Origin of the sequence: Buttiauxella cochleicola (genome assembly GCF_021282435.1) — a bacterium.
Classification (GTDB): domain Bacteria; phylum Pseudomonadota; class Gammaproteobacteria; order Enterobacterales; family Enterobacteriaceae; genus Buttiauxella; species Buttiauxella massiliensis.
In genome coordinates this window covers 86,366-110,660 of the sequence record NZ_JAJSOT010000010.1, presented here as the reverse complement: position 1 = coordinate 110,660, position 24,295 = coordinate 86,366, and the positions used below count along the sequence as shown (strand labels likewise).

Genomic DNA, 24,295 nt, shown 5'->3' with positions numbered 1-24,295 from the left:
CACATTAAAAAACGAAGCGGATGCTTTTACCTGAACGATGAGAAGTGGTTAAAACTAAATCGCTCATTTAAATTGTACATACGGTGAAATCGCTCAATGACGTTGAGTGAACCGGGGGAAATTCCCCTGAGGGATCCCCACTCATTATCAGTAAACCAGTACCATAGATGTATTTCGCTGGATAAGTAGTCTTAACGACTTATCCAGCGACGCTCTGGCAAACAATTCTGGTGAATGCCTCTTAACATTTTCTGCCAGTGTTAACAGGGATATTACTCTGCGGCTATGGGTTGTGTTGGCCTGATACCTCCGCTGCAATCCCTTGTTTTCAAAGCTATAACCACTCAGCCACATGATTATGCTTGCCAGTGTGGCTATCAGACTCAGTACTGAAAGCCGTCCAACTGTCTGGCTCCCTCCATCCCGTAATCCAAATCCATATCTGGCACTTTTTTCATCCCTGAAATTATGCTCAATCTGCATCCTTCTGCTGTAAATTTTCATTACTTGCTTTGCGCTATATTCCGTCGTATTCGTAAAAATTAACCAGGGAGATTTTGCTGAAGCGCAGCTTTTCATCTCCTGTCCGGGTCGACGCTTTCGTTCTTTGGTACTTCGTTCTTTTCGTCCTTTATCTTTCTGTTTATAAAGATAAAAATGGCCGGGACGTTGAGCGCACTTATTTCGTCCGAGAATACCTTCACCTAAATACTGAGGTCTGTCTGTGGCTTTATTTCCCGACTCACTGACTTTCTCCCACTCAGTTCCGGTGCGGTAATAATGATTTCCCTGTATCCGGCTGATATAAGACCAACCGCGTTGACTGATTTGCCTGAACCAGCGTCCATGAAAACCCGAATCGGCAATAATAACGACTTTTGTATCCGGTTTGAGGCAGTGTGAAAGTGATGTAAAAAACTGGTCATGTATATCCGGATTCCCCTGAAGAGCTTTTGGTACCACCCGGCTCATCAGTGGAAGAGAGCGGCCATCACAGGCGAGGCTCGCACGCAACAGTTGGAAGGCTTCACAGTGATAACTACTCCAGTCCACCAGAATAAAAACACGGGGCATCTGCTGAACAATTCGCCGGGTAATTAAGTTGAATATACCGGGGACTTCCTGCTGAATACGGGGATTAGCTCCCGACCCTGTTGATAATCGCCGATACGGTCAAGCAGTTCAGGCAACCGTTCCAGTGGCAGTGCGGGATAGTGATTTTTAACGGGAGGTGCGACAACGCCTTCCAGATGCTGCGCCGGGTTATTTTCGGTCATTCCCTGCTGTACAGCGTAACGCATGATGTTGCAGAGCTGCTGCCGGGTTCGGGACGCGACCTCAAGGAAGCCTTTATCCTCGATAACCCGAAGTAATGCCGTGAAATGCTGCGTTTTAAGTATTGTGACGGGCAAATGACCTATTGCCGGAAAGATATGATTGTCCATGCTGGCGAGAATACGTGCGGCGTAATCGGTCGACCATTTTTTGTTGGTTTTATGCCATGCAAGCGCCACGGTTTTAAAGCACTTGCCAGGTGAAGACGCTGCTTTATCCGCAATACGTTGTTGCGCTGGATTGATTTTCTGTGTCAATAGCTTGCGAATGCCATCGCGCTGCTGTCTGGCTTGCGAAAGTGAGATGAGTGGATATGCACCCAGACTGACTCTGGATTCTTTTCCACTAAAGCGATATTTGAGATACCAGATGCGCGAACCAGCCGGATTGACAAGCAAATACAGGCCATGTGAATCGGTGAATTTTACGGGACGGGAAGAAGGTTTTAAATTGCGGATTTTAGAATCGTTTAAAGACATTTGGGGGTCACTCCAATATCGAACCAAACTGACCCCAAATCTGACCACCAAATTCACTGGATGCGTAGGGAAAACTAAACACGCATCGGGAAGGTTTTTCACGCTAACTTACTGAATCAAAATCATATAGAGATTAGCAGGGATGCATGAAAACAAGAATTTGGCTCCTCTGACTGGACTCGAACCAGTGACATACGGATTAACAGTCCGCCGTTCTACCGACTGAACTACAGAGGAATCGGTTAACGGGGCGCATATTAGCGATGCGCTTCGGGCTTGTCAAAGCCTGTTATCACACTGCAAGTTTGTTTGCTGATAAAACAATCAAACCCGGCAATGCAGGCGTGCAGACATATCTTTACAGCACATCAGTTGCCAAACGAGAACGACTGGTTAAGATATGCGGTTCATATAGTGCGAGGGATTCATGTTTAAACGGAAGCATTTTGCAAAGTGGTTTTTATTGCTGGCATGTCTGGTGGTGTTAGTTTGCACCGCGCAACGCATGGCGGGATTGCACGCTTTGCAAATGAAAGCTGCCCAAAGCATCATGCTCTCGCAAAGCAGCAATTCCGAAGTTGAAGATAACGCGCCGGTTACCCCCTGCGAATTGAGTGCAAAGTCATTACTTGCCGCACCTCCAGTGTTGTTTGAAGCTGCATTTTTTGTTTTCAGTCTACTTCTGGCGCTCATTGCACCATTACAAGCTGAACGATCATCTGTTTCTCCTGCCAGGGCATTTAGTTCGCCCACCCTAAGAGTCCATCTCAGATTTTGCGTTTTCCGTGAATGAAACACCGGCTGTTTAACACAGTTCGATAATTCATTTACGGAGAAAAAATATGTTGAGTCTTTTTAGGCGAGCGTTGCTCTGCCTGCTACTGCTATGGCTGCCATTTTCATGGGCTGCGGAATCCGGCTGGCTTCAATCTACGGATAATCAACACGCCAGCGTTCGGCTGCGTGCAGATACCTCACAGCCAGGTGAAACCCGCGTCCTGCTGGATGTAAAACTGGAAGAAGGGTGGAAAACCTATTGGCGTTCGCCGGGTGATGGTGGCGTTGCGCCGACTATTGTCTGGAGCGAAGCCGTGAAATCTGCCCAGTGGTTCTGGCCGACGCCACAACGTTTTGATGTGGCGGGGATCACCACTCAGGGTTACCACAATGCGGTAAGTATTCCGCTGGTGCTCGATGGTGCTTTTACAGGGAAAATCGCAGGCGTACTTACGCTCTCGACCTGCAAAGATGTCTGTCTGCTGACAGATTTTCCCTTTGAAATCACACCTGAGAATGGCAACGCAGCTTTTGCCCACGATTATGCACAAGCGATGGGTAAAGTACCGCTTCATAACGGGCTAACCGATAGCCTGAAAGCGGGGTATCGCAGCGCTGAACTGGTTGTGCAAGCCACACGTTCGGCAGGCTGGCAGAAACCCGAGCTGTTTTTTGATATGCCAGAGGATGCCAGTTTCGGTAAACCAAAATATCGTGTCGAAGGTGAAACGTTATGGGCAACCGTACCGGTTAGTGATGGTTGGGAAGGCGCCGGGCCCGATCTCCGTGGGCGCAATCTCTCTTTGGTTATCGCCGATAATGGCATTGCTCAGCAAAGCAATATCACGATAGCTGAAACGCCAGTTGTACCTGAGGCTGGGGGTGACTTTGTACTCTGGCAAGTGTTACTGCTTGCCCTGCTGGGTGGGTTCATTCTTAACCTGATGCCATGTGTGTTGCCCGTTTTGGGGATGAAACTCGGTTCCGTGTTACTGGCTGAAAAACAAGAAAAGCGCGTTATTCGCCAACAGTTCCTCGCCTCATTTGCCGGTATTCTCGTTTCGTTTATGGCGCTGGCGCTATTAATGACGGTACTGCGTTTGACAAACCAGGCGGTGGGCTGGGGGATTCAGTTCCAGAATGCCTGGTTTATTGGCTTTATGGCCGTAGTGATGTTGGTGTTCAGTGCCAATCTGTTTGGACTATTTGAATTCCGACTTTCTTCAAAAGTGACAACCAGGATTGCTACGCAAGGTGGCAATGGCATAAGTGGGCATTTCTGGCAGGGAGCGCTGGCAACACTGCTGGCAACACCTTGTAGTGCTCCATTCCTCGGTACAGCCGTTGCTGTGGCACTTGGTGCATCTTTGCCAACATTGTGGGGTATCTTTTTAGCTCTTGGTGTGGGAATGAGCCTGCCGTGGCTGCTGATTGCCATGCGCCCTTCATTGGCATTACGACTGCCGAAACCTGGACGCTGGATGGTCTGGTTGCGCCGCATCCTGGCAGTGATGATGCTGGGCTCAGCTTTATGGCTGGTTAGTCTGTTACCGGTGCATTTTGGGTCAGCAGTAAATACTCCCGTTAAAGAAAATATTGCCTGGCAGCCGCTAAGTGAGCAGGCAATTCAGGATGCAGTGGCGCAAAACAAGCGTGTGTTTATTGATGTCACCGCCGACTGGTGTATCACCTGCAAAATTAACAAGTTAAACGTTCTTTCTCGTGAGGATGTACAGGCTGTGTTGCAAGAGCCTGATGTCATTGCATTACGCGGAGACTGGACACTCCCTTCAAAAGAGATAACCACATTCCTCAAACAACGTGGGCAAGTTGGTGTGCCATTCAACCAGGTCTATGGGCCGGGTACACCCGAAGGAAAAGCCCTGCCAACTCTGTTGACACGAGATGTCGTATTGAACGCGCTAAATGATGCGAAAGGAGATAAAAAATGAAAATGATCATGACGCTTGTACTGTTGCTGGCGACCACTTTTGGTGCCACTGCCGAGACGCAACCTAATAATGAAGAACAAATACAGCAGATGATCTATCAAGCGTTGTATCACGATCCTGCCAGCCCACGGATTGGTGCAACGTCACCGAAAGTAACCATCATTTCGTTTACCGACTACAACTGTCCGTACTGTAAAAAGTTCGACCCAATGCTTGAGAAGATTGTCGAGAAGTATCCCGACGTGGCGGTGGTGTTCAAGCTGCTGCCATTTCGTGGTGAATCATCATCGCTGGCAGCGCGTGTCGCCTTAACGACCTGGCGCGAGAACCCGCAGCAGTTTCTGGCATTGCATCACAGTTTGATGTCGAAACAGGGTAATCACACCGCAACCACTATTGATGCGGCATTCGTCAAAAGTGGGACGACAGTGGTAAAGCCTGATGAGTTGAGTAGGGAAACACTGAATCTCAACCTTCAACTGGCTCGGGTCGTCGGTGTGGAAGGCACCCCGGCAACATTGGTTGGCGATACCTTACTGGCAGGGGCAGTGCCATGGGAGTCTTTGGAAACGCTGGTGATAGAAAAGCGGGCGCAGGCCAATGAAAAGTAAATTAAAGCTCTGGGGACGGGAAGCATTGGTGATGGTGGTAGTCCTCCTCACCATTGTCTTTCTGATGGACTGGTGGCGAGCGCCGAAAATGCCCACGACTTTCGACAGCACACCACTTCATACACTGGATGGCCAGGCAGTCACGTTGAGCGCGTTGAGTGAAGATCGCCCATTACTACTTTATTTCTGGGCTAGTTGGTGCGGCGTGTGTCGCTACACCACACCTTCTGTTGCGCAGTTGGTGGGAGAAGGAGGGAACGTGATGACAATTGCGCTACGTTCAGGTGGACCACAGGATGTGACGCGTTGGTTGGCCCAGAAAAAGATCCATCTCCCTGTGGTCAATGATGCCTCAGGTGAGTTATCTCGTAACTGGCAGATTGGCGTCACGCCTACGTTGGTTGTGCTTTATAAAGGAGAGGTTGTCTCGTCAACGACCGGTTGGACCAGCCTTTCAGGAATGAAATTACGTCTTTGGTGGGCAAGTTTGTAACGAGGTGGTTTGGCGCACCGTAATGGTGCGCCTATACCTCTAATGGGGCATAAGAGAACCACTGTTTCAAACTCATTTTTCCTCTTTTCACATCACTTTCGCTTATTATCCAGCTTGTTAGGACATCTGGTCGGATGTTTCTCAAAAGTGGCAAGCATATTGCAATTCTTAGAGAGACATCACTGCCGAGACTGGCGTTGGCATTCCGTGTAGGGGGCAAAATGAATTTAAGACGACTGAAATACTTCGTGAAAATCGTCGATATTGGTAGCCTGACTCAGGCCGCAGAAGTGCTGCATATTGCGCAGCCGGCACTGAGCCAACAAGTTGCTACCCTTGAAGGTGAAATGGATCAGCAGCTATTAATTCGTACCAAACGCGGCGTAACGCCAACAGAAGCAGGAAAAATTCTCTATACCCATGCGCGAACTATTTTGCGCCAATGTGAACAGGCTCAATTAGCGGTTTGCAATGTGGGCCAAACTTTAGGTGGTCAGGTTTCTATTGGTCTGGCTCCCGGTACCGCAGCGTCTTCAATTACCATGCCTTTATTACAGGCAGTACGTGCGGAATTACCCGACGTGCTGGTCTATCTGCATGAGAACAGTAGTTCTGTCCTGAATGACAAGCTGTTAAGCGGCCAGCTTGACATGGCGGTCTTGTATGACCGTTCTCCAACGGCGGGCATCACCAGCCAACCGTTACTTAAAGAGGAGTTGTTTCTGGTCGGCACCCGCGACTGTCCAGGTCAGACAGTCGATCTTTCTGCGGTGGCCGAAATGAACCTATTCCTGCCGCGAGACTACAGCGCCGTGCGTAAACGAGTGGATGAAGCGTTCTCACTACGCCGCCTGACGGCAAAAATTACCGGGGAGATTGATTCTATCTCGACGCTGACGGCTGCTATTGCCAGCGGTATGGGGGTGACCGTGTTGCCAGAATCAGCGGCACGCTCGCTGGTGAGTTCGGCAAATGGCTGGATGGCTCGTATCACCAGCCCATCACTGAATTTACCACTCTCGGTTAATTTATCGGCCCGTAGCGCGCTGACCCCGCAGGCGCAGGCAGTAAAAGACATTTTGATGTCGCTGGTGGTTCGTCCTGCACAGGAAAATCGCGAACTGCTACTGGTAGGATGATTCGGCTTATTGCTAAATCGAATAAGTTGCTGGTTTTTATTATTTGTTATATCGGGGTTGCCACTTTAACAATAGTGTAAAGAATGGTTATGCCCCGGGGGCAATGTGAACTTCCAGCAACTCAAAATCATCCGCGAGGCGGCCCGGCGGGACTACAACCTGACCGAAGTCGCCAATATGCTTTTCACTTCGCAATCGGGCGTAAGCCGCCATATTCGTGAACTGGAAGAAGAACTCGGTATCGAGATTTTCATCCGTCGCGGTAAACGTTTATTGGGCATGACAGAGCCGGGTAAAGCTCTGCTGGTGATTGCTGAACGTATTCTTAATGAAGCCAGTAATGTACGTCGTCTGGCCGATGTATTTACCAACGACACCAGCGGTGTGCTCACCATTGCTACAACGCATACTCAGGCACGCTACAGTTTGCCGTCGGTTATCAAATCGTTCCGCTCATTATTCCCAGAAGTACGTCTTGAGCTAATTCAGGGGACGCCGCAAGAAATCGAGATGCTGCTGCATAACGGTACTGCAGATATTGGTATTGCCAGTGAGCGCTTAAGTACCGATCCCTTAGTCGTTGCTTATCCGTGGTTTCGCTGGTCTCACACTTTATTGGTGCCGCGCGGTCATCCACTGATCCATGCTAATCCCCTCACGCTTGATGATATTAGCCATTGGCCGATTATTACTTATCGTCAAGGTATTACCGGACGTGCGCGTATTGATGAAGCGTTCTCACGCCGTGGACTTACTCCAGATATCGTGCTGAGTGCGCAAGACTCGGACGTGGTGAAAACTTATGTTGAACTAGGGCTGGGTATCGGTCTGGTGGCATTTCAGGCAAGCAGCGAGGAAGGGGAGTTAGTCAGACTCGATACTCGTCATCTTTTTGACACTAACACCGTATGGCTCGGATTGAAGCGAGGTCAGTTGCAACGGAATTATGTCTGGCGCTTTATCGAACTGTGCAACCCTGAGCTTTCTGTTGCCGACATTAAAAGGTTGGCGCTAGAGCCAGAAGAAACGATATTGGATTATCAAATTTGATTCCCATTTACTGGTCAATGCATCAATATTTGGCCGCAGCAGAGGCTTATTTGCTCGAACCGTGATCGGTACGGTGCAAAATTCAGCAAACGGAGCGCGATGACGGAAAATTTCATTGACTCATCGCGTCAGGTAAGTAGAATGCAACGCATCGAACGGCAGCACAGCTTGCCAGAAGATAGTAAAATCAAATGATTAGCTTTAAGGTTGATTAATAAGATTTTGCGGGAATAGCTCAGTTGGTAGAGCACGACCTTGCCAAGGTCGGGGTCGCGAGTTCGAGTCTCGTTTCCCGCTCCAAATTTATGTAGCAGAGTTTCTGTTACAGCCTGCGAAGGTAAAAGGTTTTGGCGCGTTAGCAAAGCGGTTATGTAGCGGATTGCAAATCCGTCTAGTCCGGTTCGACTCCGGAACGCGCCTCCACTTTCTTCCCGAGCCCGGGTGGTGAAATCGGTAGACACAAGGGATTTAAAATCCCTCGGCGTTCGCGCTGTGCGGGTTCAAGTCCCGCCCCGGGCACCATGGGAAACATCAGAATAATCAAAGCAATAAGCAGTGTCGTGAAACCACCTACGGGTGGTTTTTTTATGCCTGAAATTCACGTTTTGTGCTCATAGGCTGCAATCAACGACAAACCACAGCCTGATAATGTAAAACCAGCCCGGCAGCCTATTAGGATTTTAGGCTGCCGGGTTGTTGAGCGGTTTCTGAGTCAAATGCGATAATTAGCTTAATACAAAGCTACAGCTCTGCTTGCTCAACGGGGATAGGTTTTCCAATATGGTATCCCTGTAACCAATCGATACCCATCTCAGTTAGCATCTGCGCGATTTCTTCGTTTTCAACAAACTCTGCAACTATCTCCATATTTTTCAATTTCGCCATTTCGCAAAATGATTTAACGGCACAGTAGCTAAATGGATCATCAATAATATTTTTGATAAAAGAACCATCGATTTTTAAAATGTCTGCATTAAGAACACGCAATCTGTCATAACTTGAGGAGCCAGTGCCAAAGTCATCAATGGCAATTTTACTGCCCGCATTACGCAGACTTCTCAGGATGTCTGAGACATTGTCATTATCAAGAATTTCAGATTCAATAATTTCAAAAATAATACGGTAAGGAGCTATGCTGTATTTCTTGAATAATGTAGAGACATTATCCAGAAAGTCAGTTTGGTAAAGTGACTCTGGCGTCAGGTTGATTGAAAAATAACAATCAGGGTCTGAGACTTTCCTTGTCTGCATAAAGCGGAATGTTTGTTCAATTACCGTAATATCCAGTGCAGGCAGCAGGCCACCTTTGCGTGCCAGGGGAAGGAAGGTATCAGGAAAAATTAGTTTACCATCTGCTGTTTTGAGGCGAATAAGGATCTCATGGTAATGAATTTTACCCCGAACAGAGATAACAGGTTGTGCGGTGAGCACAGTAGATACAATTGGCTGTGCCATTAGCAACAACGATTGTCTGTCGATAGCTTGTTGCAGAACATCGCGTATCATCCCTGACTCAACAATGTTATCCCCAGGAACCGTCGGGCTCAGAGATAACGGTCTTCCATGCAACAAGGAAATATAACTGTTAATGTTTAACTGTTTTATTGCTTCTGATAAGTTGCGGATGATTCTTTTATCACTAGTATAAGCCACCCCACAATTTAGTCCGAGGATAGATGTTTTCCATTGAAAGCGGAAAACCCTTAGTGATCTGTAAAATACGGGGACGTCTGGGAGCGTGTTTAGCCTTAGAATTATACCATGACCAGGGCTGTAATAAACCTGGCCACAACATGGCAATAAGCCTGTTATATACGAACTTAACGCTTTAACAAATTCAAAGCGAAACTCCACACCATAAGTCTGTTCAAGCTCATTTAGCTCAGGGCAACGAATCAGGCATAATGCTTCAGCTGAGTGTTTATCTATATCCATACTCAGAGCCTGAAAATTTAGCAATCCAGTGTTTGGCTCGGAGCGGTACAGTCTGCTGACATGCTGGGAGTATTTTAGGTTGTGCGCAGATATCACTCCTGTTGCAACAATGGTCAGGGAGAAAATGAAAATTGTTGTGGATGATATGATTAAGCTGTGCAGATGGTTGGCATCTGTAAGGGTATTTGCTATTGAAATATATCCATCAATATAATTTCCCAGCAATGCCAGTATGATGACCCATACAGGAGCCACCAAAGCATGCCCAATACGAACTGTCCCCCATAACATTACCGGTAATAACCACAGTAAAGAATAATCAGTAAAGAGCAGCGTATTGAGATTTTTTGAAATCAGGCAGTACATAATTATCAGCAGTAAAAACCACCAGATTGCCTGATATAAAATGGATGGGCCTGATTTTACTGATGCTTTTACGTATCTTAAATATTGAAGTCCCCATGCAGGCTTATGGCAGACCCGAAGTAAAAGATAACAAAAGGGAATACCCGTAATACAAGAGTTCATCATCCATTGCAGATTAATCAGAGTCTGTACTGTAAAAATTTCAGTGGCTGATTCTGGATCAAAATAAGTCTGAAGTGAGTGATGAAAAGTTATACATAACAAAGAATTACAGCAAACAAGCCAACCAATGCGTCGGGGAGTTAACTGACTTCGCCCAAAACTGACCGTACCACGTTTTCCTGTGTGCCAGTAATACAGTAGCTGACTGATGAGTGCTGCCAGCAACTGGGACGTTAGAGTCAGTTTCGCTGATAACGGATGACAAGAAATCGAATAAAGGAAAAATATCCCCAGGATGGGAAGTGCCTTCTTTCTGTATAACACCAGCAAAGCAGAAATCAGCGGTAGCGTAAGGTCATAAAACCGAATTGTCGCATCTGCAATCTGTTCCTGAGCGGTAAGGGACTCGGCCAGAAACTGAAAGAAGAAAAATGCCACTCCGATACACAAAGGGCCTATCATTCTTTTGATTAAAATATCATCTTTGGCTTCTGCCAATAACATGCTTTCTTCTCTGTTAAATAATTTTTTATAGATGGCTATAATTAATGTGTAAAATTACACATTAAATGTGCTCGAAATATCAGAAATTTTCTTTACTGCTACTTGAAGGGGTGATACGCCGTGAAAAAATGGTTCTGAATCGGATCGGTAAAACCGTCGTAACCATCCACCCAACCAGATGAAAGAGATATTTCTGTATCATGTAAATGATCGTTCAAAATGTTCAGTGAATCAATATAAATAGATTTTGTGATAGGTTTTTAAGGTCATCAACTCTAAAAATAGCAGTTAAGAACTATCAAAATGTCACTTGTTAAGTTAATGTTATTTGATGGTTTCGATATGTTGGATTGATGAGTTACACCAGCACGTGTGCAACGAAGACTCAATAAGTGATAGGGATGTGCTAAAACTTTATCATTTTTCCTGGTTTAAATGCTTTCATATATTAAGGTCAGTATTACCAGTGAATATTGCTAATAAATTAATCTTGAGTATTTGAATATTTTATACTCAAAGCTTGTTTAGTTTGGGCTATATAATTGTACTCGATTTTACTTGCTGATATTTGTGCTATAGAGAAGGCTGCTCTTTTCCTCGCTATGGCCATCTATCGCCCGCACACTTATGTGTAGCTGGGCGACAACTCCCACCTTGAGCACCCTGGTAATAAAATCAATGATAAGCCTTTCCGTTAGATCACTTTTGGGTGATTTTTGTTCTTATGGTTATCGGAGTTTTATGAATGCAATCTGACAAATCTTTCATTCTTAGAGGAATATCACGGCATACTATAGGCTGAAATCAATCGTATGAGTCTTTGCATCAACATTGGCTTAAAAATCGCACAAACTCTGGAGAACTCAGTATGAATCAAGGGCCACTAAACGAAGAAGAATTGGAATGGCTGGATGATACCCTCACTCAGTATGTTAGCGATGATTCCGTACTGGATGTGTCCGAGTTGGACGGGATGCTCACTGCTATTCTTTCTGCCCCTGGAACGATTCAACTCACGCAGTGGCAAACTGCACTTTGGGGCGGTGAATCACAATTGCCTCATTGGGAGAGTGAAAAAGAGCAGCAACGCTTTAACGATCTCGCATGCCAGCATATGAACGATATTGCAGAGCGACTGTGTCATGCTCCGGATCAGTTCGAGCCGCTATTTGGTTTACGCGAAATTGATGGCAAGGAATACACCATTGTAGAAGAGTGGTGTTTTGGCTATATGCGTGGTGTTGAACTGAGTAACTGGGAGGCATTGCCAGAACAACTGGAAACCGCGTTGGAAACGATAGCTCTACATGGTGATGAAGCGCATATTGCAAAGCTTGAGCAAATGACTGAGCAAGAATATGAAGCCAGCCAGGCAGCAATTGGTCCTGCTGCGTTGCAACTGCATCATTACTGGCAAAAAATGCGTGAGGCTGGGTCGGAAGTTTTACATTAATTACTCGCCACAAAATCTTTCTTTTAATAACCAGGCAGCATTCGGCGTGCTGTCTGGCTGCTGCAAAATGCTTATAACTGCAACTGACCCCATCTATAAAAAATGGCTTAAATCGCTATATATACTTATGTGCTCCCCAATAAACACCATTAAAACAAATATCTATCTCGTATATAGATAGTACTTAAGTCAACTCGGGAAGCTAACATTTAATTTTACATTTTCTAACAACTCGCTCGCATTTTTTACATCTATGATATAATTAGGTCGGGAAAGGAAAATTTCAGAAACGATAATTCAATGAATAACGAGTCTACTTATGCCAAGAAATTCTTTGAAATTTGCCCATGGAGGGTATCCAGTATTTATTAAGCTTGCTGATTTTCTCTTTATAAACTTGATTTTAATATTGAGCGCATTGCTATTAGCACTCGAGTCAGCGAGTACTGTTTTGATGCTTAGCTTTCTTTTTTCTACCTCTTTCTTACTATTTGGTGAGTACACTGAACTTTATCTGCATAAACCAAAGAAATGGGGTATACGTGGTCAACTAAGATTGATCCTGTGCTCATTTTTAACTATTGTTTTTGTTGAGTTTGTCAGGTTTATAACTGGTGGCTTGCATTCTTTAGGCTATTTAAGAATTTTTGAAAATAGTTTTTTCCCGGTAACACTTTTTTGGTATGCCATTCCTCTTTTTTTACTCTATTTGATCCATTTAATTGTTCTGAAATACTCCGTTAAGAAAAGTATACATGTGGCGATTGTGGGCGTTACAGAGAATGGTCTGGCGGTCGAAGAGGCACTTCTTAAAGAATACTCGGATATGAAATTGGATTTGGCTTTTTATGATGAACGTGATGTATCAAGGTTCAGCGCACTTATCGGCCAAATCAATAGCCCCTTTAAGGGGTCAGTAAGTGGTCTTGTTGATGAGGCCAAAGCGGGAAGGGTCGATGAGATCTATATCGCATTACCACTAGTGGCGTTGGAAAGAATACGTCACTTTTTGTCGATGATGTCAGATACCACGGTTAATACTTATATCGTTCCCGATTTTAACTCCTACAGTACCCATATGTCGCAGTTGCGCTCTATCGATGATTTGCAAACCATCAGCATCCTGAGTTCTCCGTTTGAAGGGTTTGGCTCTTTTATTAAGCGTGCCGAAGATTTAGTGATTGGCAGCATTATTATGGTATTGATTTCCTCGTTGTTATTAGTGATTAGCATCGGGATAAAACTAACTTCACGAGGGCCGATATTTTTCAAGCAAGACAGGTACGGTTTGAGCGGGCAAAAAATTAAAGTCTGGAAGTTCCGTACTATGCGCGTGATGGAAAATTCTGATACGGTGATACAAGCAACAAAAGACGATCCACGAGTCACTCGGTTTGGTGCATTTTTACGTCGCACCTCGCTCGATGAACTGCCGCAGTTTTTTAATGTATTGCAGGGCAGTATGTCAATTGTTGGCCCCAGACCGCATGCAGTCACACATAATGAGCAATATCGCAAGCAAGTCGAAAACTACATGATTCGCCATAAAGTTAAGCCTGGGATCACAGGATTAGCACAAATTAACGGTTATCGCGGCGAAATTGATGCACTTTATAAAATGGAAAAGCGTGTTGAGTACGATATCGAATACATCCAGAACTGGTCGCTATGGCTAGATATTAAAATTATTATAAAAACTATTTTCAAAGGATTTGTCGGTAAAAATGCATATTAAATATTTTATTATTGCCGCAATGGTTTTATCGCCGCCGGCCATGGCAGACCTAACACCGAAATCACATATCGGCATTGCGGGTATAGATTTTCAGAGCAACGTTGGTGTGAATTATGGTTATGAAGATAATGTGACTTATCAGCCACATAAAAGTGATGCTATTGGTTCAAACTTTATCAGTGCTACACCTGAGTTAAGTTTAACTGGCCAACGGTATCAGGATAAATATTTATTAATGTACTCAGGTGATTATCGCAATTATAACAATGATTCAACTGATAATTACAACGACCATTTCTTTCGTTTCAATGGCGCGTGGCGCTATGGGTTAATGCATGGCCTCATGTTAAATATTGAAGATGCTCTTGGACATGAAGACCGTGGTCGTGGCATAACGGAAGGTTTTATACCCAAGCAATTTCAAGAATTTGGCGTTAATTCTCCATTAAGCACTAACTTATTAAACAGTGAACTACGTTATAGTTACGGTGCTCCTGAAGGGCGTGGCAAAGCAGAAGTTGCGTTGATTTATAAAAAACTTCGTTTCGGTAATACGCAGGATGTGCAGAATACTGATAATGATTTTTACAACTATATTCAGCAGCAGGAATGGCATCAAAACAGCCTCGTTGCTGAAATTTTCGACCAGTACACACCGCAAACGCGTTTCCGTTATAGCTTTATTACCAACCAGATCCATTATGATCATGCTGCTGAAAAAGACAGTGACGAATATTATTTGCTTTATGGAATAAAATCACAGGTTACCGGTAAAACTAACATCGATATGAACCTGGCATGGTTGTATAAAACATTTGAGAACAATCCCAACTCGCAGGATTTTAATGGGCTAAACTGGGATATTAAGGGTGAGTGGAAACCGCTTAAACAATCTATTTTTACAGCACATACCTCACAACGCATTAAAGACCCTTCAGAAGTGGGGGGATATATTTTGGTTTCACAGTACGGCATTTCGTATCAACACTTTTGGTTCGATGACCGTTTCTCCACTTTGTTAGATTACTCATACACCACGGAAGACTATAAGAAGCAAGATAAGGACAGAAATGACAAAGATGGTGTGTTCACCTTCACCATGAGCTATGACTTTAGGCCCTCTATTAATTTTGAGTTGAAATATCAGATAGATACATTGCACTCCAATAAAGAGACCGATTCGTTTTATATCGGACCTGACGACGACAGAGAAGTCTTGAGAACGTTAGGTTATGACAATTCGCTGATTATGTTTACAGCTAAGGTGCAGATTTAAAATGAAAATAATGAAACTGTGGGTATTTTTATTTTTCAGTGTGCTTCTGGCAGGATGTTCTGCATCTAAGCCGCCACTAATGGATAATCCTGATTCTGAATCAAAAGGCTATCTGCTTGATGCAGGTGATGCCGTTAGTATTAATGTGTACGGCGAACCTGATCTAACAATGAAATTTATACTCGATAAAAGCGGAACTATTACTTTCCCTTATATTGGGCAACTCACCCTAAAAGGCAAAACTCCAGAACAGGTAAGTGCAGAGTTAACTAATCGTCTGCGAGGAGATTACCTGCAAAATCCAATGGTGACGGTGAATATTGCTGAGTTCCGTAAATACTATGTTTCAGGGGAGGTAAAAAATCCGAATGGATTTTCCTATGAACCTGGACTCACAGTTGAAAAATCGATTGCGCAGGCCGGTGGCTTTACAGATAGAGCCGATCGCAAAGATATCAATATTCGCTTAGCGGGCACAAACCAATTGCTTGAGAACGTGGACGTAAGACATTCCGTTCACCCTGGTGATATCGTGATTATTGGCATGGGCTTCTTCTGACTATGAAACTATCAATAGTTGAAAATGGCAAGAAACGAGAAAGCTCTATCGATTTCTCCCGGTTTGCTAAGGAAATTAAAAGAAACAGTTGGAAAATCCTTCTCGGCGGTGTGATTGCAGGGGCGATTGCCTGGCCACTTATCAACATGATGACATCGAAATATGTCTCAACGGCAACAGTGCTGGTTAAGGCACAGCCTGATAATGTCTCACCGTTCCCGCAAGTCGATGGCTATGACTCGACACGTAACGGCTACTACGAAACACAGTACGCGTTGATGCAGTCACGTATTGTGCTTACACAGGCCGTTCGAAATCTGAAACTGGATGAAAATCCAGATTTCAATGGTGTTAAATCAGACAGCAAAGATGCTAACACCCCGGAAAATCAGCAGCAACGTATTGATAATGCTCTTAAAACCATGCTGAAGAATCTTTCTATTACCAGTATTCGCACGACGCATCTGGCATCTATTTCCTATGAGTCACCTTCCCCAGAAATGGCAGCAGAGGTGGCTAACGGTGTTGCGCAGGCGTTTATTAACTACACGGCTGAGCAAAAACGTATCAATACGCAGAAAGCTCGAGAAAGCAATCTGCAGAAAATGGACGAGTTGCAGAAACAAATTGCCGAACAAAAGCAGGCAATTGATGAGTACCTTAATAAAGAAGGGCTGTTGACCTTCCGTGGTGTAGATGGTTTTGAAACAGAGCAGTTAGGTATTGTGACTAACCGTTTGGCTGATGCGACCCAGCGCCGCGTGGCCGCAGAATCGCTGTATAACGAAGTTCGGAGGGGGGCTGGAAAATCCCTCGAAGATGTCATTTCTCTTCCGGTAATTTCGGATCACGCACAAATTCAGGACTTACGTATTGCCTTGATCCAGGCGAAACGTTCGCTTTATGAATTACGTAAGTCCTATGGGCCTAAGCATGCCAAAATCCAGGAAGCTCAGGCTCAGGTTCAGGCGATCCAGGATCAAACCTATAGTGTGCTGGGTGAGCTTGAAACGGGATTGCGTCAGCAATATCAAGCAGCGCTGGCAGATGAAAATAGCTACCAGAAACAGTTAGATCAGCAAAAAGAGATATTCCAGAAACTGGCCACCAAGCGCGATGGTTATAACAGTTTGAAACTGGCGCTGGATAAAACAGAAGAGTCATATAAAACGCTGTACCAACGCACTCAAGAGCAGTCACTTTCGAGTAATTATACTGAGGCGGACGCTGTATTGTATGACCCGGCAGTACCGGCTGAACGCCCATCGAAGCCTAATAAATCGCTGCTGTTTATTATGGTGGTCTTGTTAGCGCTGGCATTTTGCATCATGTACTTCATTGTGAAAGCCGCCATGGACAGCACGATTAACAACTTGAGCCAGGTGAAGAAGCGTTTGAACCTCGAACCACTCGGTGAGATTCGCCGCTATAAGGGGCTCGGGAGTCGTGCGCAAATCCGCGATATTATCTCCAATAACCCGCTCAACGCCGACATCATTCACAGCATCCGCACCCATATTATGTTGGATAATCGTCAGCTTCAGACGATTGCTGTGACATCCGCGGACCATGGTGATGGGCGTACACTGCTGGCAAATCTGTTGGCTAACTCATTTAGCTTCGATCAAAAAACTCTGCTTATCGACCTGGATTTTTACAATAAAGAGGGTTTGTCGAGCGAGTTTGCTAAGCCTTCCGCGCAAGGTGTTGCCGAGTTGCTTCGTGGTGAAGTTACCTCCGAAAATCTGATTGTTAAAGTGAATGAAAATCTTGATTTCCTGGCGCGTGGTAATGCGACGGTTTCATCATTGCTAATGCTGTCATCAGAAAATCTTGAGCACTTAATGCGTGAGCTCCGCAGCAAATATCAGCGCATTATTATCGATGCCTCGGCGGTGAATCAGAGCCAGGATAGCCAGTTAATTAGTCGGGTTACAGATGGGCTGATATTCGTACTAAAAGCAGGTTCGGCCCCGGCCGAGCACATTATCCAGGCCCTGGATAAACTCGAGACCAATCAGTCTGTTGTTATCGGCGTAGTCATCAATCAAGTTTTTGATAAAAATCTGGAAACCAAAGAGGGATTACGTTCACTCAACCTGCAAACTAACGAACTGATGAATGGCACAGGCCGGGTATGAGTTTACTGAAGAGCGCGTCTACGATTGCTGGTTCATCAGTCATTTCGCAATTGATTGGTGCGCTCTCTATTTGGTTGATTTCTCACAAATATGATCTGGCAGAGGTAGGGCTTTACGCGCTTAATTACAGTATTGCGCTAATTGGTGCCCAGGTATGCACATTTGCTTCGCAACTTTTGATTCCGAAGCAACATGATGATGAACTGGCCCAAAACGTCGTATTTTGTTTACTGCAAAGTCTGATTACTGCTCTGCCGTATGCTTTGCTAACTGCGTGGTTATTTGACCAGAATATCTTCTTCCTTTATCTGCTCACGCTTTCTAATACGTGGGTGTTGATATCGGAGAACTTATCGTTACGTACGGCTAATTTTGGCTTTTTAGTCTTTCAGAGGATATCTGTTTCCGTAGTGGTGGTGCTTTCTGTCATGCTCACCACACATGTCCAGGCGTTCTATTGGGCATGGGCAGGTTTGATGATGCTGCTGACGATTGGCTGCATTCTTTGCGCGTTTGATATGCGCTCGGTGACATTGCAGCATTTAAGTCCGAGAAATAATCTGGCGTTCTTTAATAAACACGTTCATCACATTACTAAAGTAGGTAGTGCTGAAGTACTGGCAATGGCAAACGGCAACTTACCTATTATGCTAATTAACTTTTGGTTCTCAGCACTGACTGCAGGCTATTTTTCTATTGTCAGCCGCTTCTGTCTTGCTCCGGTGGTGATCGTTGGAAATGCCGTTCGCAACGCTATTTTTTCAAAATGGTCTATCGATTTTAGACATAACACCTTCAATTATGACGAGTACAAAAAAGTACGCTTGCTGTTGCTGGTACTGGGGGTGATTTGTACCTTGGGTGTATTTATCTTCTATCCAATAGTTATGCACCTTGGTTTTAGTGAAGATTGGATTAACTCAATTCCGACCTCGCGATATATGTTGCCTTATTTGTTCCCGGCTTTGGCTGTCTGCCCACTGACAGTGATTGAGCTTATTTTTGGCTCTCACCGTTACTTTTTGCGCATTCAGTTTGAACAATTGGCTATCGTGTTGATTTCGTTTGTTGTTGTACCCTATTTTTATAATGACTATGCCACATCAATCATTCTGTTCTCAGTACTAACATTCATCCGCTATGCGTTTATTTATCTGAAGGTCAATAAACGCGCCAACCTTTTAAAAGATAGACCGGTTGTATTATGAATATTAATACAGGGCACTATTTACAGACCTACTCTTTAATTACCCTGGTGTTTTGTGGGGTGGTTCAATATTTCACCGGCGTATTATCGGTGCTGTGGATCCCCTTTTTTCTGACATTGCTGATGTTTAGCCTATTGGTCATGCAAACTCGCTACGAAGCACTACTGCTGGATAAGCAAGAAATAATCGTGCTCACGCTTTATCTCATCTTCCTGGTCATGGCGGGCGTCTCAACAATTTTACAGGAAGGGATAACGGATGCGATTGTCGGATTTAAAAATGAAATTGCACTATCTCTAATTATGCTCTGTCTGTTACTGGGATTCTGCCGTGAATCGCAGGTCTACCGTGTAACCAAAACTTTATACTGGGTATTTTACGCACAATTCCCGTTGGTCCTTTACCAATTGTTGTTTGTGGTTCCCCAGCGTGTGGCCGCGTATGGTGAGGAAGATAAATGGGATTCAGTGGTTGGAACCTTCGGCGGTGACCCGATGGGCGGCGGTAATACTGCGGCAATGGGGCTGTTTTGCCTGCTGATTATGCTGTTGAAAATCTCTGAATTTAAGCATGGGCTAACGACATTTAAATCAATGGCACTGCATATCATATTGGGTTTTGGCTTATGTATTGTTGGCGAGGTAAAGTTTGTTATCTTGTTATCGCCAATACTCATGTGCTGGGTTTGGCTAATGCCAAGCTACGTTAAAGGGATGAGTAAAGTAAATCTTAAAGCATTGCTGCTTATTTTTGCAGGCATGGCTCTATTGATTGTATTTGCGATAATTATCCTGGCTTCTGGTTATTCATCTGCATTTGGTAGTGACCCAACCGAGAGTTCATTAAGTGTCTTCCTGTCTTCGTTAGACTACATTTTTGATCCCAATTATATTCTGCCATCAGGGGAGGTTGGTCGCTTTACCACACTGACTTTCTGGCTTAAAAATAACGATCTTTGGGGGCTTTCTGGCACGTTATTTGGCTATGGTCTGAATGCGACAAACAGCGGCAGTATAGTCTCGCAGGGATTTTTAAATCTTACCTATAATTTGATTCTGGATTCGACTTCTTTGAGCATGTTGCTTTGGGAAGTGGGTGCAGTAGGAACAATGCTTTTTATTGGCCTAATTATTTATACGCTAAAAATCGTGCAGCCTAAGCCCTTATTGGAACGCGAGAATTTAGACCAGCAAGACCTCCAGTTACTGAGTTTTTCACCTGCTTTTAGTGTTTTTGTGATTAGCTGTTTATTGAGCCTACCCTATAGCCAAATACTCACAATCACCCCAATGCTGCAATTTGTTTTTTATTTATCGCTGGGTTCGAGTCTGGTAATTCGTCGATCCGTTTATCGCTATGCGGAGCAATAGTATGGCTAATAAACCGTTTATTACAGTGAGTATTAAAACCTTTAACGAAGCTGAATGCATCGAGAAAACCATCGATAGTATCCAACAGCAGATTGCTGAATATCCGCATAAAATCATCGTAGCTGATAGCTTATCGACCGATAACACTCAACAATTAGCAAGCGCTAAAGGTGTGACCGTGGTGTCTTTAACGCAGCCTGCGGATCGTTGCTGTGGGGTTGGGCATCAACTAGGTTATCTGTATAGCGAGGGTGAATATCTGCTGTTAATGGATGGCGATATGGAACTGGAAAAAGGGTTTATTGATAGTGCAGTTACATTTCTTGAGGCACATCCAGATTATGCGGGCGTTGCGGGTACCGTTGAAATGGATGATGCGGCAAATTATGAGTTTAAGTCACGCAAGCAACGACTACATGAAATATATCCGATAGGTGATTGCGATCATTTAGGGGGCGGAGGATTATATCGTCGCGTGGCAATTGAAAAAATTGGTTATCTTACCAACCGTAATCTGCATGCCTTTGAAGAGGCAGAGCTCGGGATGCGTTTATTACATGCCGATTATAAACTACATCGCCTTAATGTTCCTTATTTCAGCCACACCTCTCATAACATGTCGACATTTAAATTATTAATGTACCGTTGGCGCAGTGGCTATAACCAGGCAACAGGTGAGTTATTACGCAGTGCATGGGGAAGACCCTATCTGAGTCATGTTCTCAGAATTGTCAAAAACGAGATTATTTTTTCCATTTATATGTTTTTGCTGTTGGTTTCGATATTGACATTCAATGTTGAAATTATAGGTGTAGCGCTACTGCCATTAGTTGCATTTATTATCCTGAAAGCGATCAAAAATCGCTCATTAACTAACGGGTTGTATAGTGTAATAAATTTAGCCGTACTCTCTGCTGGGTTAGTCAAAGGGCTGACTCACCCAGTACGAGATCCTATGGTTCCACCCGACAGCAAAGTTATTCATGAATAGGCGGCCATGATGAAAATATTACTGGTAAATAAATTTTTCTACATCAAAGGCGGCGCGGAAACAGTTTATTTTCAAGAGCGCGATATGCTGAAGCGGGCCGGTATCGAAGTTATTGATTTTTCAATGCACCATGAGAAAAACTTCCCGTCAGATTATGCAGAATATTTTGTCAGTAATGTTGACTATCATAAAAGCGGTAACTTGTTGGGCGGGGTTAAAACAGCTGTAAATTTTATTCATAACGCTGAAGCATGCAAGAAAATGAAAGCGTTACTGGAGAAAGAGCGCCCGGATATTGTTCATTTTCATAATATCTATCATCAGCTAACACCTGCAATTATAAAAGTTGCCCGTGATTTTGGTTGTAAAACGGTGTTAACTGCTCACGACTACAAAATTGCTTGTCCTTCATATGCGATGTTGCGCGATGGCAAAGTGTGTGATGCTTGTATCAACGGTGCCGTGTATAACGCTTTCAAATATCGTTGCTATGAAGGCTCGGCATTTAAGAGTTTATTACTTTCTTTAGAAGCAACCTGGCAATATATTGCAAAAAACTATCAGGCCATTGACGTTATTATCTCCCCTAGTGAGTTTTTGCGGGGGGTGATAAAGCACACATTACCCAATTCGCGCATTGACGTTATTGTTAATGGCATTGATGACAGCCAACCATTTGATAATATCGAAGATAGAGGCTATTTGCTTTTTGTTGGTCGTATCAGCCCTGAAAAAGGGATTGAAACCTTAGCGCAAGCGCATCAGATGATGCGTAATAAAATACCACTAAAAATTGTCGGCCATGGTCCTATCTACAATGAATTGATTGAGAAGTATCCCGATGCTGAGTTTCTTGGTTTTGTACACCAGGGTGAAGAATTAGATAATCTGATAAAGCACGCGCGTGCGATTATTGTGCCTTCGGAATGTAATGAAAATTGCTCAATGTCAGTACTTGAAGCCATGTCTTTTGCGCGGCCAATTGTTGGGTCACGCATTGGCGGAATACCTGAACAAATCCGGGATGGTGTTGATGGGGCCTTATTCGAACCAGGAAATTCGCAACAGCTTGCCGATATACTTGATGACTTGGCCATTAATCCAGAAAAAGCCCAACGCATGGGGCTAAATGCCCATGATCGCCTTTGCGGTAAATATGCAATGCGCGATCATATTCAGGCATTACTAAATCTGTATCAAGAACTGTTAAGTAAGCCATAACATGACCAGGAAAATTACGGTTCTGGGCACTCGTGGAATTCCTGATGTACTAGGTGGGGTAGAGACGCATTGCCAAAATCTCTATCCCGCGATCAAACAACAATTTGATGTCGATATCTGTGTTATTGCTCGTGCTCCTTATGTCGATTACCGTCATTCTCGGTACAAAAATATCGAAACTCGCGCACTCTGGGCACCGAAAAAACGCTCTTTAGAAGCCATTGCCCATTCAGTTTTAGCAGCATTTAGCACCGTGTTTGATAAATCATCAATTGTTCATGTTCATGCCATTGGCCCAGGGCTTGTCGTGCCGTTACTGCGTTTGCTGGGCAAGAAAGTGGTATTTACTCATCATGGCCCTGATTATGAGCGCCAGAAGTGGGGATACATTGCAAAACAGACTTTACTGATTGGCGAAAAGCTTGCCGTTAATTATGCCAATGAAGTCATTGTTATTTCCGAGGTTATTAATCAGCTGATCCAAAAAAAACACAGGCGTATGGATGCACATTTAATCTACAACGGCGTTAATATTCCGGAACCGCTGGCAGTAGAAACCATCAGTAAAACACTGGATCGCTACGCATTAAAACCTAAGAACTATCTTGTAGCGGTAGGGCGTTTTGTGGAAGAAAAAGGGTTACATGATTTAATTGTTGCCTACCAAAAATCTGGTGTCTCAGAGACATTAGTATTGGTTGGTGATGCGGACCATCCTTCTGACTACAGTATGCAGCTGAAGCAATTAGCGATAAAAACACCGAATGTTATTTTGACCGGTTTCTTAAAAGGTGATGCACTGAAGGCGGTATTTTCCCAGGCTAAGCTGTTTATAATGCCTTCGTATCACGAAGGATTGCCGATAGCTTTGCTTGAAGCAATGTCGTATTCACTGCCTGCTGTGGTCAGTGATATTCCGGCGAATTTGGAAGTAGGGTTGCCAGCTGAAGCCTATTTTAAAGTTGGCAATGTAGCTGAGTTAGCCGAAAAAATTAAGACAAGAGTTGTACTCAACAGTACCGATTACAGTGACTTCCTGCGAAATTATAACTGGCTTGAAATTGCCAGAAAAACAGTCAATGTGTACCACTCAATAAACAAATCAATAGGTTAAAATTGAGCAATTCAACCAGACGCCCACTCATACTTGATCATTTTTATGAAGTGCTTGATGAGCAAACCCAGGCACAACTGACTGCTGAACAAAAGCAGGACATAGAAGATGCGATAGTTTCAGTCACGTTGTCGTCACGTCACCGCATCGATATCCGCAAGAGCTTCCCATTTTTTGGCACGCGCTATTATCTGGTCTTTTTGCTAGGGCGAGATTTCCGCAAGCGACTACGTAAAGAATCGACACTGGTGCGCATCGTCGTGACGATTCTGATCCTTTCTGGTTTGCTGTTCGCAACGCTCTGCGTGTTACTCACGCTATATATGATTAAGTCTGCAGTAGGCATTGATCTCATTCATGATTTCCATGTTGGGATTTGGGACTGGTGGCTCAGTCTGAGGAACAAGTAGCTTTTGGGTCATTA

At 44.3% G+C, this 24,295-nt stretch carries 18 protein-coding genes, 4 tRNA genes and 2 pseudogenes; 20 read left to right on the top strand and 4 right to left on the bottom strand.

Annotated features, from left to right (window positions below; translation table 11 throughout):
- Positions 1-147: 147 nt before the first annotated feature.
- The 3 genes and pseudogenes from LVQ77_RS19770 to LVQ77_RS19760 all read right to left on the bottom strand — a co-directional run.
- Positions 148-1,140: pseudogene (locus LVQ77_RS19770) on the bottom strand (IS4 family transposase); the annotation flags it as partial.
- A pseudogene (locus LVQ77_RS19765) lies at positions 1,140-1,814 on the bottom strand (tyrosine-type recombinase/integrase); the annotation flags it as partial. The pseudogenes LVQ77_RS19765 and LVQ77_RS19770, both read right to left, overlap by 1 nt.
- A gap of 161 nt (positions 1,815-1,975) precedes the next feature.
- Positions 1,976-2,051, bottom strand: a tRNA-Asn gene (locus LVQ77_RS19760).
- 190 nt (positions 2,052-2,241) lie between these two features.
- On the opposite strand from LVQ77_RS19760, the gene LVQ77_RS19755 reads away from it, so the two are divergent.
- The 9 genes from LVQ77_RS19755 to LVQ77_RS19715 all read left to right on the top strand — a co-directional run bounded on the left by LVQ77_RS19755 (position 2,242) and on the right by LVQ77_RS19715 (position 8,358).
- On the top strand, positions 2,242-2,607 hold the full coding sequence (locus LVQ77_RS19755) for a copper resistance protein (protein ID WP_232864751.1): 366 nt from the start codon (positions 2,242-2,244) through the stop codon (positions 2,605-2,607).
- Between the two features lie 49 nt (positions 2,608-2,656).
- Complete coding sequence (locus LVQ77_RS19750) at positions 2,657-4,543, top strand: cytochrome c biogenesis protein CcdA (protein ID WP_232905307.1); 1,887 nt, start codon at positions 2,657-2,659, stop codon at positions 4,541-4,543.
- A complete protein-coding gene (locus LVQ77_RS19745) occupies positions 4,540-5,154 on the top strand; it encodes a DsbA family protein (protein WP_232905306.1) in 615 nt (204 codons plus the stop codon). Before LVQ77_RS19750 ends, LVQ77_RS19745 begins: the two co-directional genes overlap by 4 nt.
- On the top strand, positions 5,144-5,647 hold the full coding sequence (locus LVQ77_RS19740) for a protein disulfide oxidoreductase (RefSeq protein WP_232905305.1): 504 nt from the start codon (positions 5,144-5,146) through the stop codon (positions 5,645-5,647). Before LVQ77_RS19745 ends, LVQ77_RS19740 begins: the two co-directional genes overlap by 11 nt.
- Before the next feature lie 221 nt (positions 5,648-5,868).
- On the top strand, positions 5,869-6,786 hold the full coding sequence (nac, locus tag LVQ77_RS19735) for a nitrogen assimilation transcriptional regulator NAC (RefSeq protein WP_232864755.1): 918 nt from the start codon (positions 5,869-5,871) through the stop codon (positions 6,784-6,786).
- A gap of 105 nt (positions 6,787-6,891) precedes the next feature.
- Positions 6,892-7,836 carry an HTH-type transcriptional regulator Cbl gene (gene cbl, locus LVQ77_RS19730; RefSeq protein ID WP_151996160.1) on the top strand — a complete coding sequence of 315 codons (945 nt, stop codon included), beginning with the start codon at positions 6,892-6,894 and terminating at the stop codon, positions 7,834-7,836.
- A 224-nt stretch (positions 7,837-8,060) separates the two neighbouring features.
- Positions 8,061-8,136: transfer RNA gene (locus tag LVQ77_RS19725), tRNA-Gly, on the top strand.
- A 49-nt stretch (positions 8,137-8,185) separates the two neighbouring features.
- Positions 8,186-8,259: transfer RNA gene (locus LVQ77_RS19720), tRNA-Cys, on the top strand.
- A 12-nt stretch (positions 8,260-8,271) separates the two neighbouring features.
- Positions 8,272-8,358: transfer RNA gene (locus tag LVQ77_RS19715), tRNA-Leu, on the top strand.
- Positions 8,359-8,577: 219 nt separating this feature from the next.
- Here LVQ77_RS19715 and LVQ77_RS19710 read toward each other — a convergent pair.
- Positions 8,578-10,803 carry a sensor domain-containing phosphodiesterase gene (locus LVQ77_RS19710; protein WP_232905304.1) on the bottom strand — a complete coding sequence of 742 codons (2,226 nt, stop codon included), beginning with the start codon at positions 10,801-10,803 and terminating at the stop codon, positions 8,578-8,580.
- A gap of 868 nt (positions 10,804-11,671) precedes the next feature.
- On the opposite strand from LVQ77_RS19710, the gene LVQ77_RS19705 reads away from it, so the two are divergent.
- The 11 genes from LVQ77_RS19705 (at position 11,672) to LVQ77_RS19655 (ending at position 24,281) form a co-directional block, all read left to right on the top strand.
- On the top strand, positions 11,672-12,256 hold the full coding sequence (locus LVQ77_RS19705) for a UPF0149 family protein (protein ID WP_255666917.1): 585 nt from the start codon (positions 11,672-11,674) through the stop codon (positions 12,254-12,256).
- Between the two features lie 319 nt (positions 12,257-12,575).
- A complete protein-coding gene (locus LVQ77_RS19700; RefSeq protein ID WP_232905303.1) occupies positions 12,576-13,991 on the top strand; it encodes an undecaprenyl-phosphate glucose phosphotransferase in 1,416 nt (471 codons plus the stop codon).
- Positions 13,981-15,267 (top strand): outer membrane beta-barrel protein, encoded by a 1,287-nt coding sequence (locus LVQ77_RS19695; protein ID WP_232905302.1) that lies wholly within the window; start codon positions 13,981-13,983, stop codon positions 15,265-15,267. Before LVQ77_RS19700 ends, LVQ77_RS19695 begins: the two co-directional genes overlap by 11 nt.
- A 1-nt stretch (position 15,268) precedes the next feature.
- On the top strand, positions 15,269-15,826 hold the full coding sequence (locus tag LVQ77_RS19690) for a polysaccharide biosynthesis/export family protein (RefSeq protein ID WP_064512018.1): 558 nt from the start codon (positions 15,269-15,271) through the stop codon (positions 15,824-15,826).
- A 2-nt stretch (positions 15,827-15,828) separates the two neighbouring features.
- Positions 15,829-17,967 (top strand): GumC family protein, encoded by a 2,139-nt coding sequence (locus LVQ77_RS19685; protein WP_232905301.1) that lies wholly within the window; start codon positions 15,829-15,831, stop codon positions 17,965-17,967.
- On the top strand, positions 17,964-19,175 hold the full coding sequence (locus LVQ77_RS19680; protein WP_232864761.1) for a lipopolysaccharide biosynthesis protein: 1,212 nt from the start codon (positions 17,964-17,966) through the stop codon (positions 19,173-19,175). Before LVQ77_RS19685 ends, LVQ77_RS19680 begins: the two co-directional genes overlap by 4 nt.
- A complete protein-coding gene (locus LVQ77_RS19675) occupies positions 19,172-20,545 on the top strand; it encodes a capsular biosynthesis protein (protein WP_232905300.1) in 1,374 nt (457 codons plus the stop codon). The genes LVQ77_RS19680 and LVQ77_RS19675 overlap by 4 nt, the downstream gene beginning before the upstream one ends.
- A 1-nt stretch (position 20,546) precedes the next feature.
- Complete coding sequence (locus LVQ77_RS19670; RefSeq protein ID WP_232905299.1) at positions 20,547-21,536, top strand: glycosyltransferase family 2 protein; 990 nt, start codon at positions 20,547-20,549, stop codon at positions 21,534-21,536.
- 9 nt (positions 21,537-21,545) lie between these two features.
- A complete protein-coding gene (locus LVQ77_RS19665; RefSeq protein WP_232864966.1) occupies positions 21,546-22,757 on the top strand; it encodes a glycosyltransferase family 4 protein in 1,212 nt (403 codons plus the stop codon).
- A gap of 1 nt (position 22,758) precedes the next feature.
- Entirely contained in the window at positions 22,759-23,871 is a 1,113-nt protein-coding gene (locus tag LVQ77_RS19660) for a glycosyltransferase family 4 protein (protein WP_232864764.1), read from the top strand.
- Between the two features lie 2 nt (positions 23,872-23,873).
- The gene (locus tag LVQ77_RS19655) at positions 23,874-24,281 is read left to right on the top strand and encodes a hypothetical protein (protein WP_232864765.1); all 408 of its coding nucleotides are present in this window, start codon (positions 23,874-23,876) and stop codon (positions 24,279-24,281) included.
- Positions 24,282-24,295: the final 14 nt, after the last annotated feature.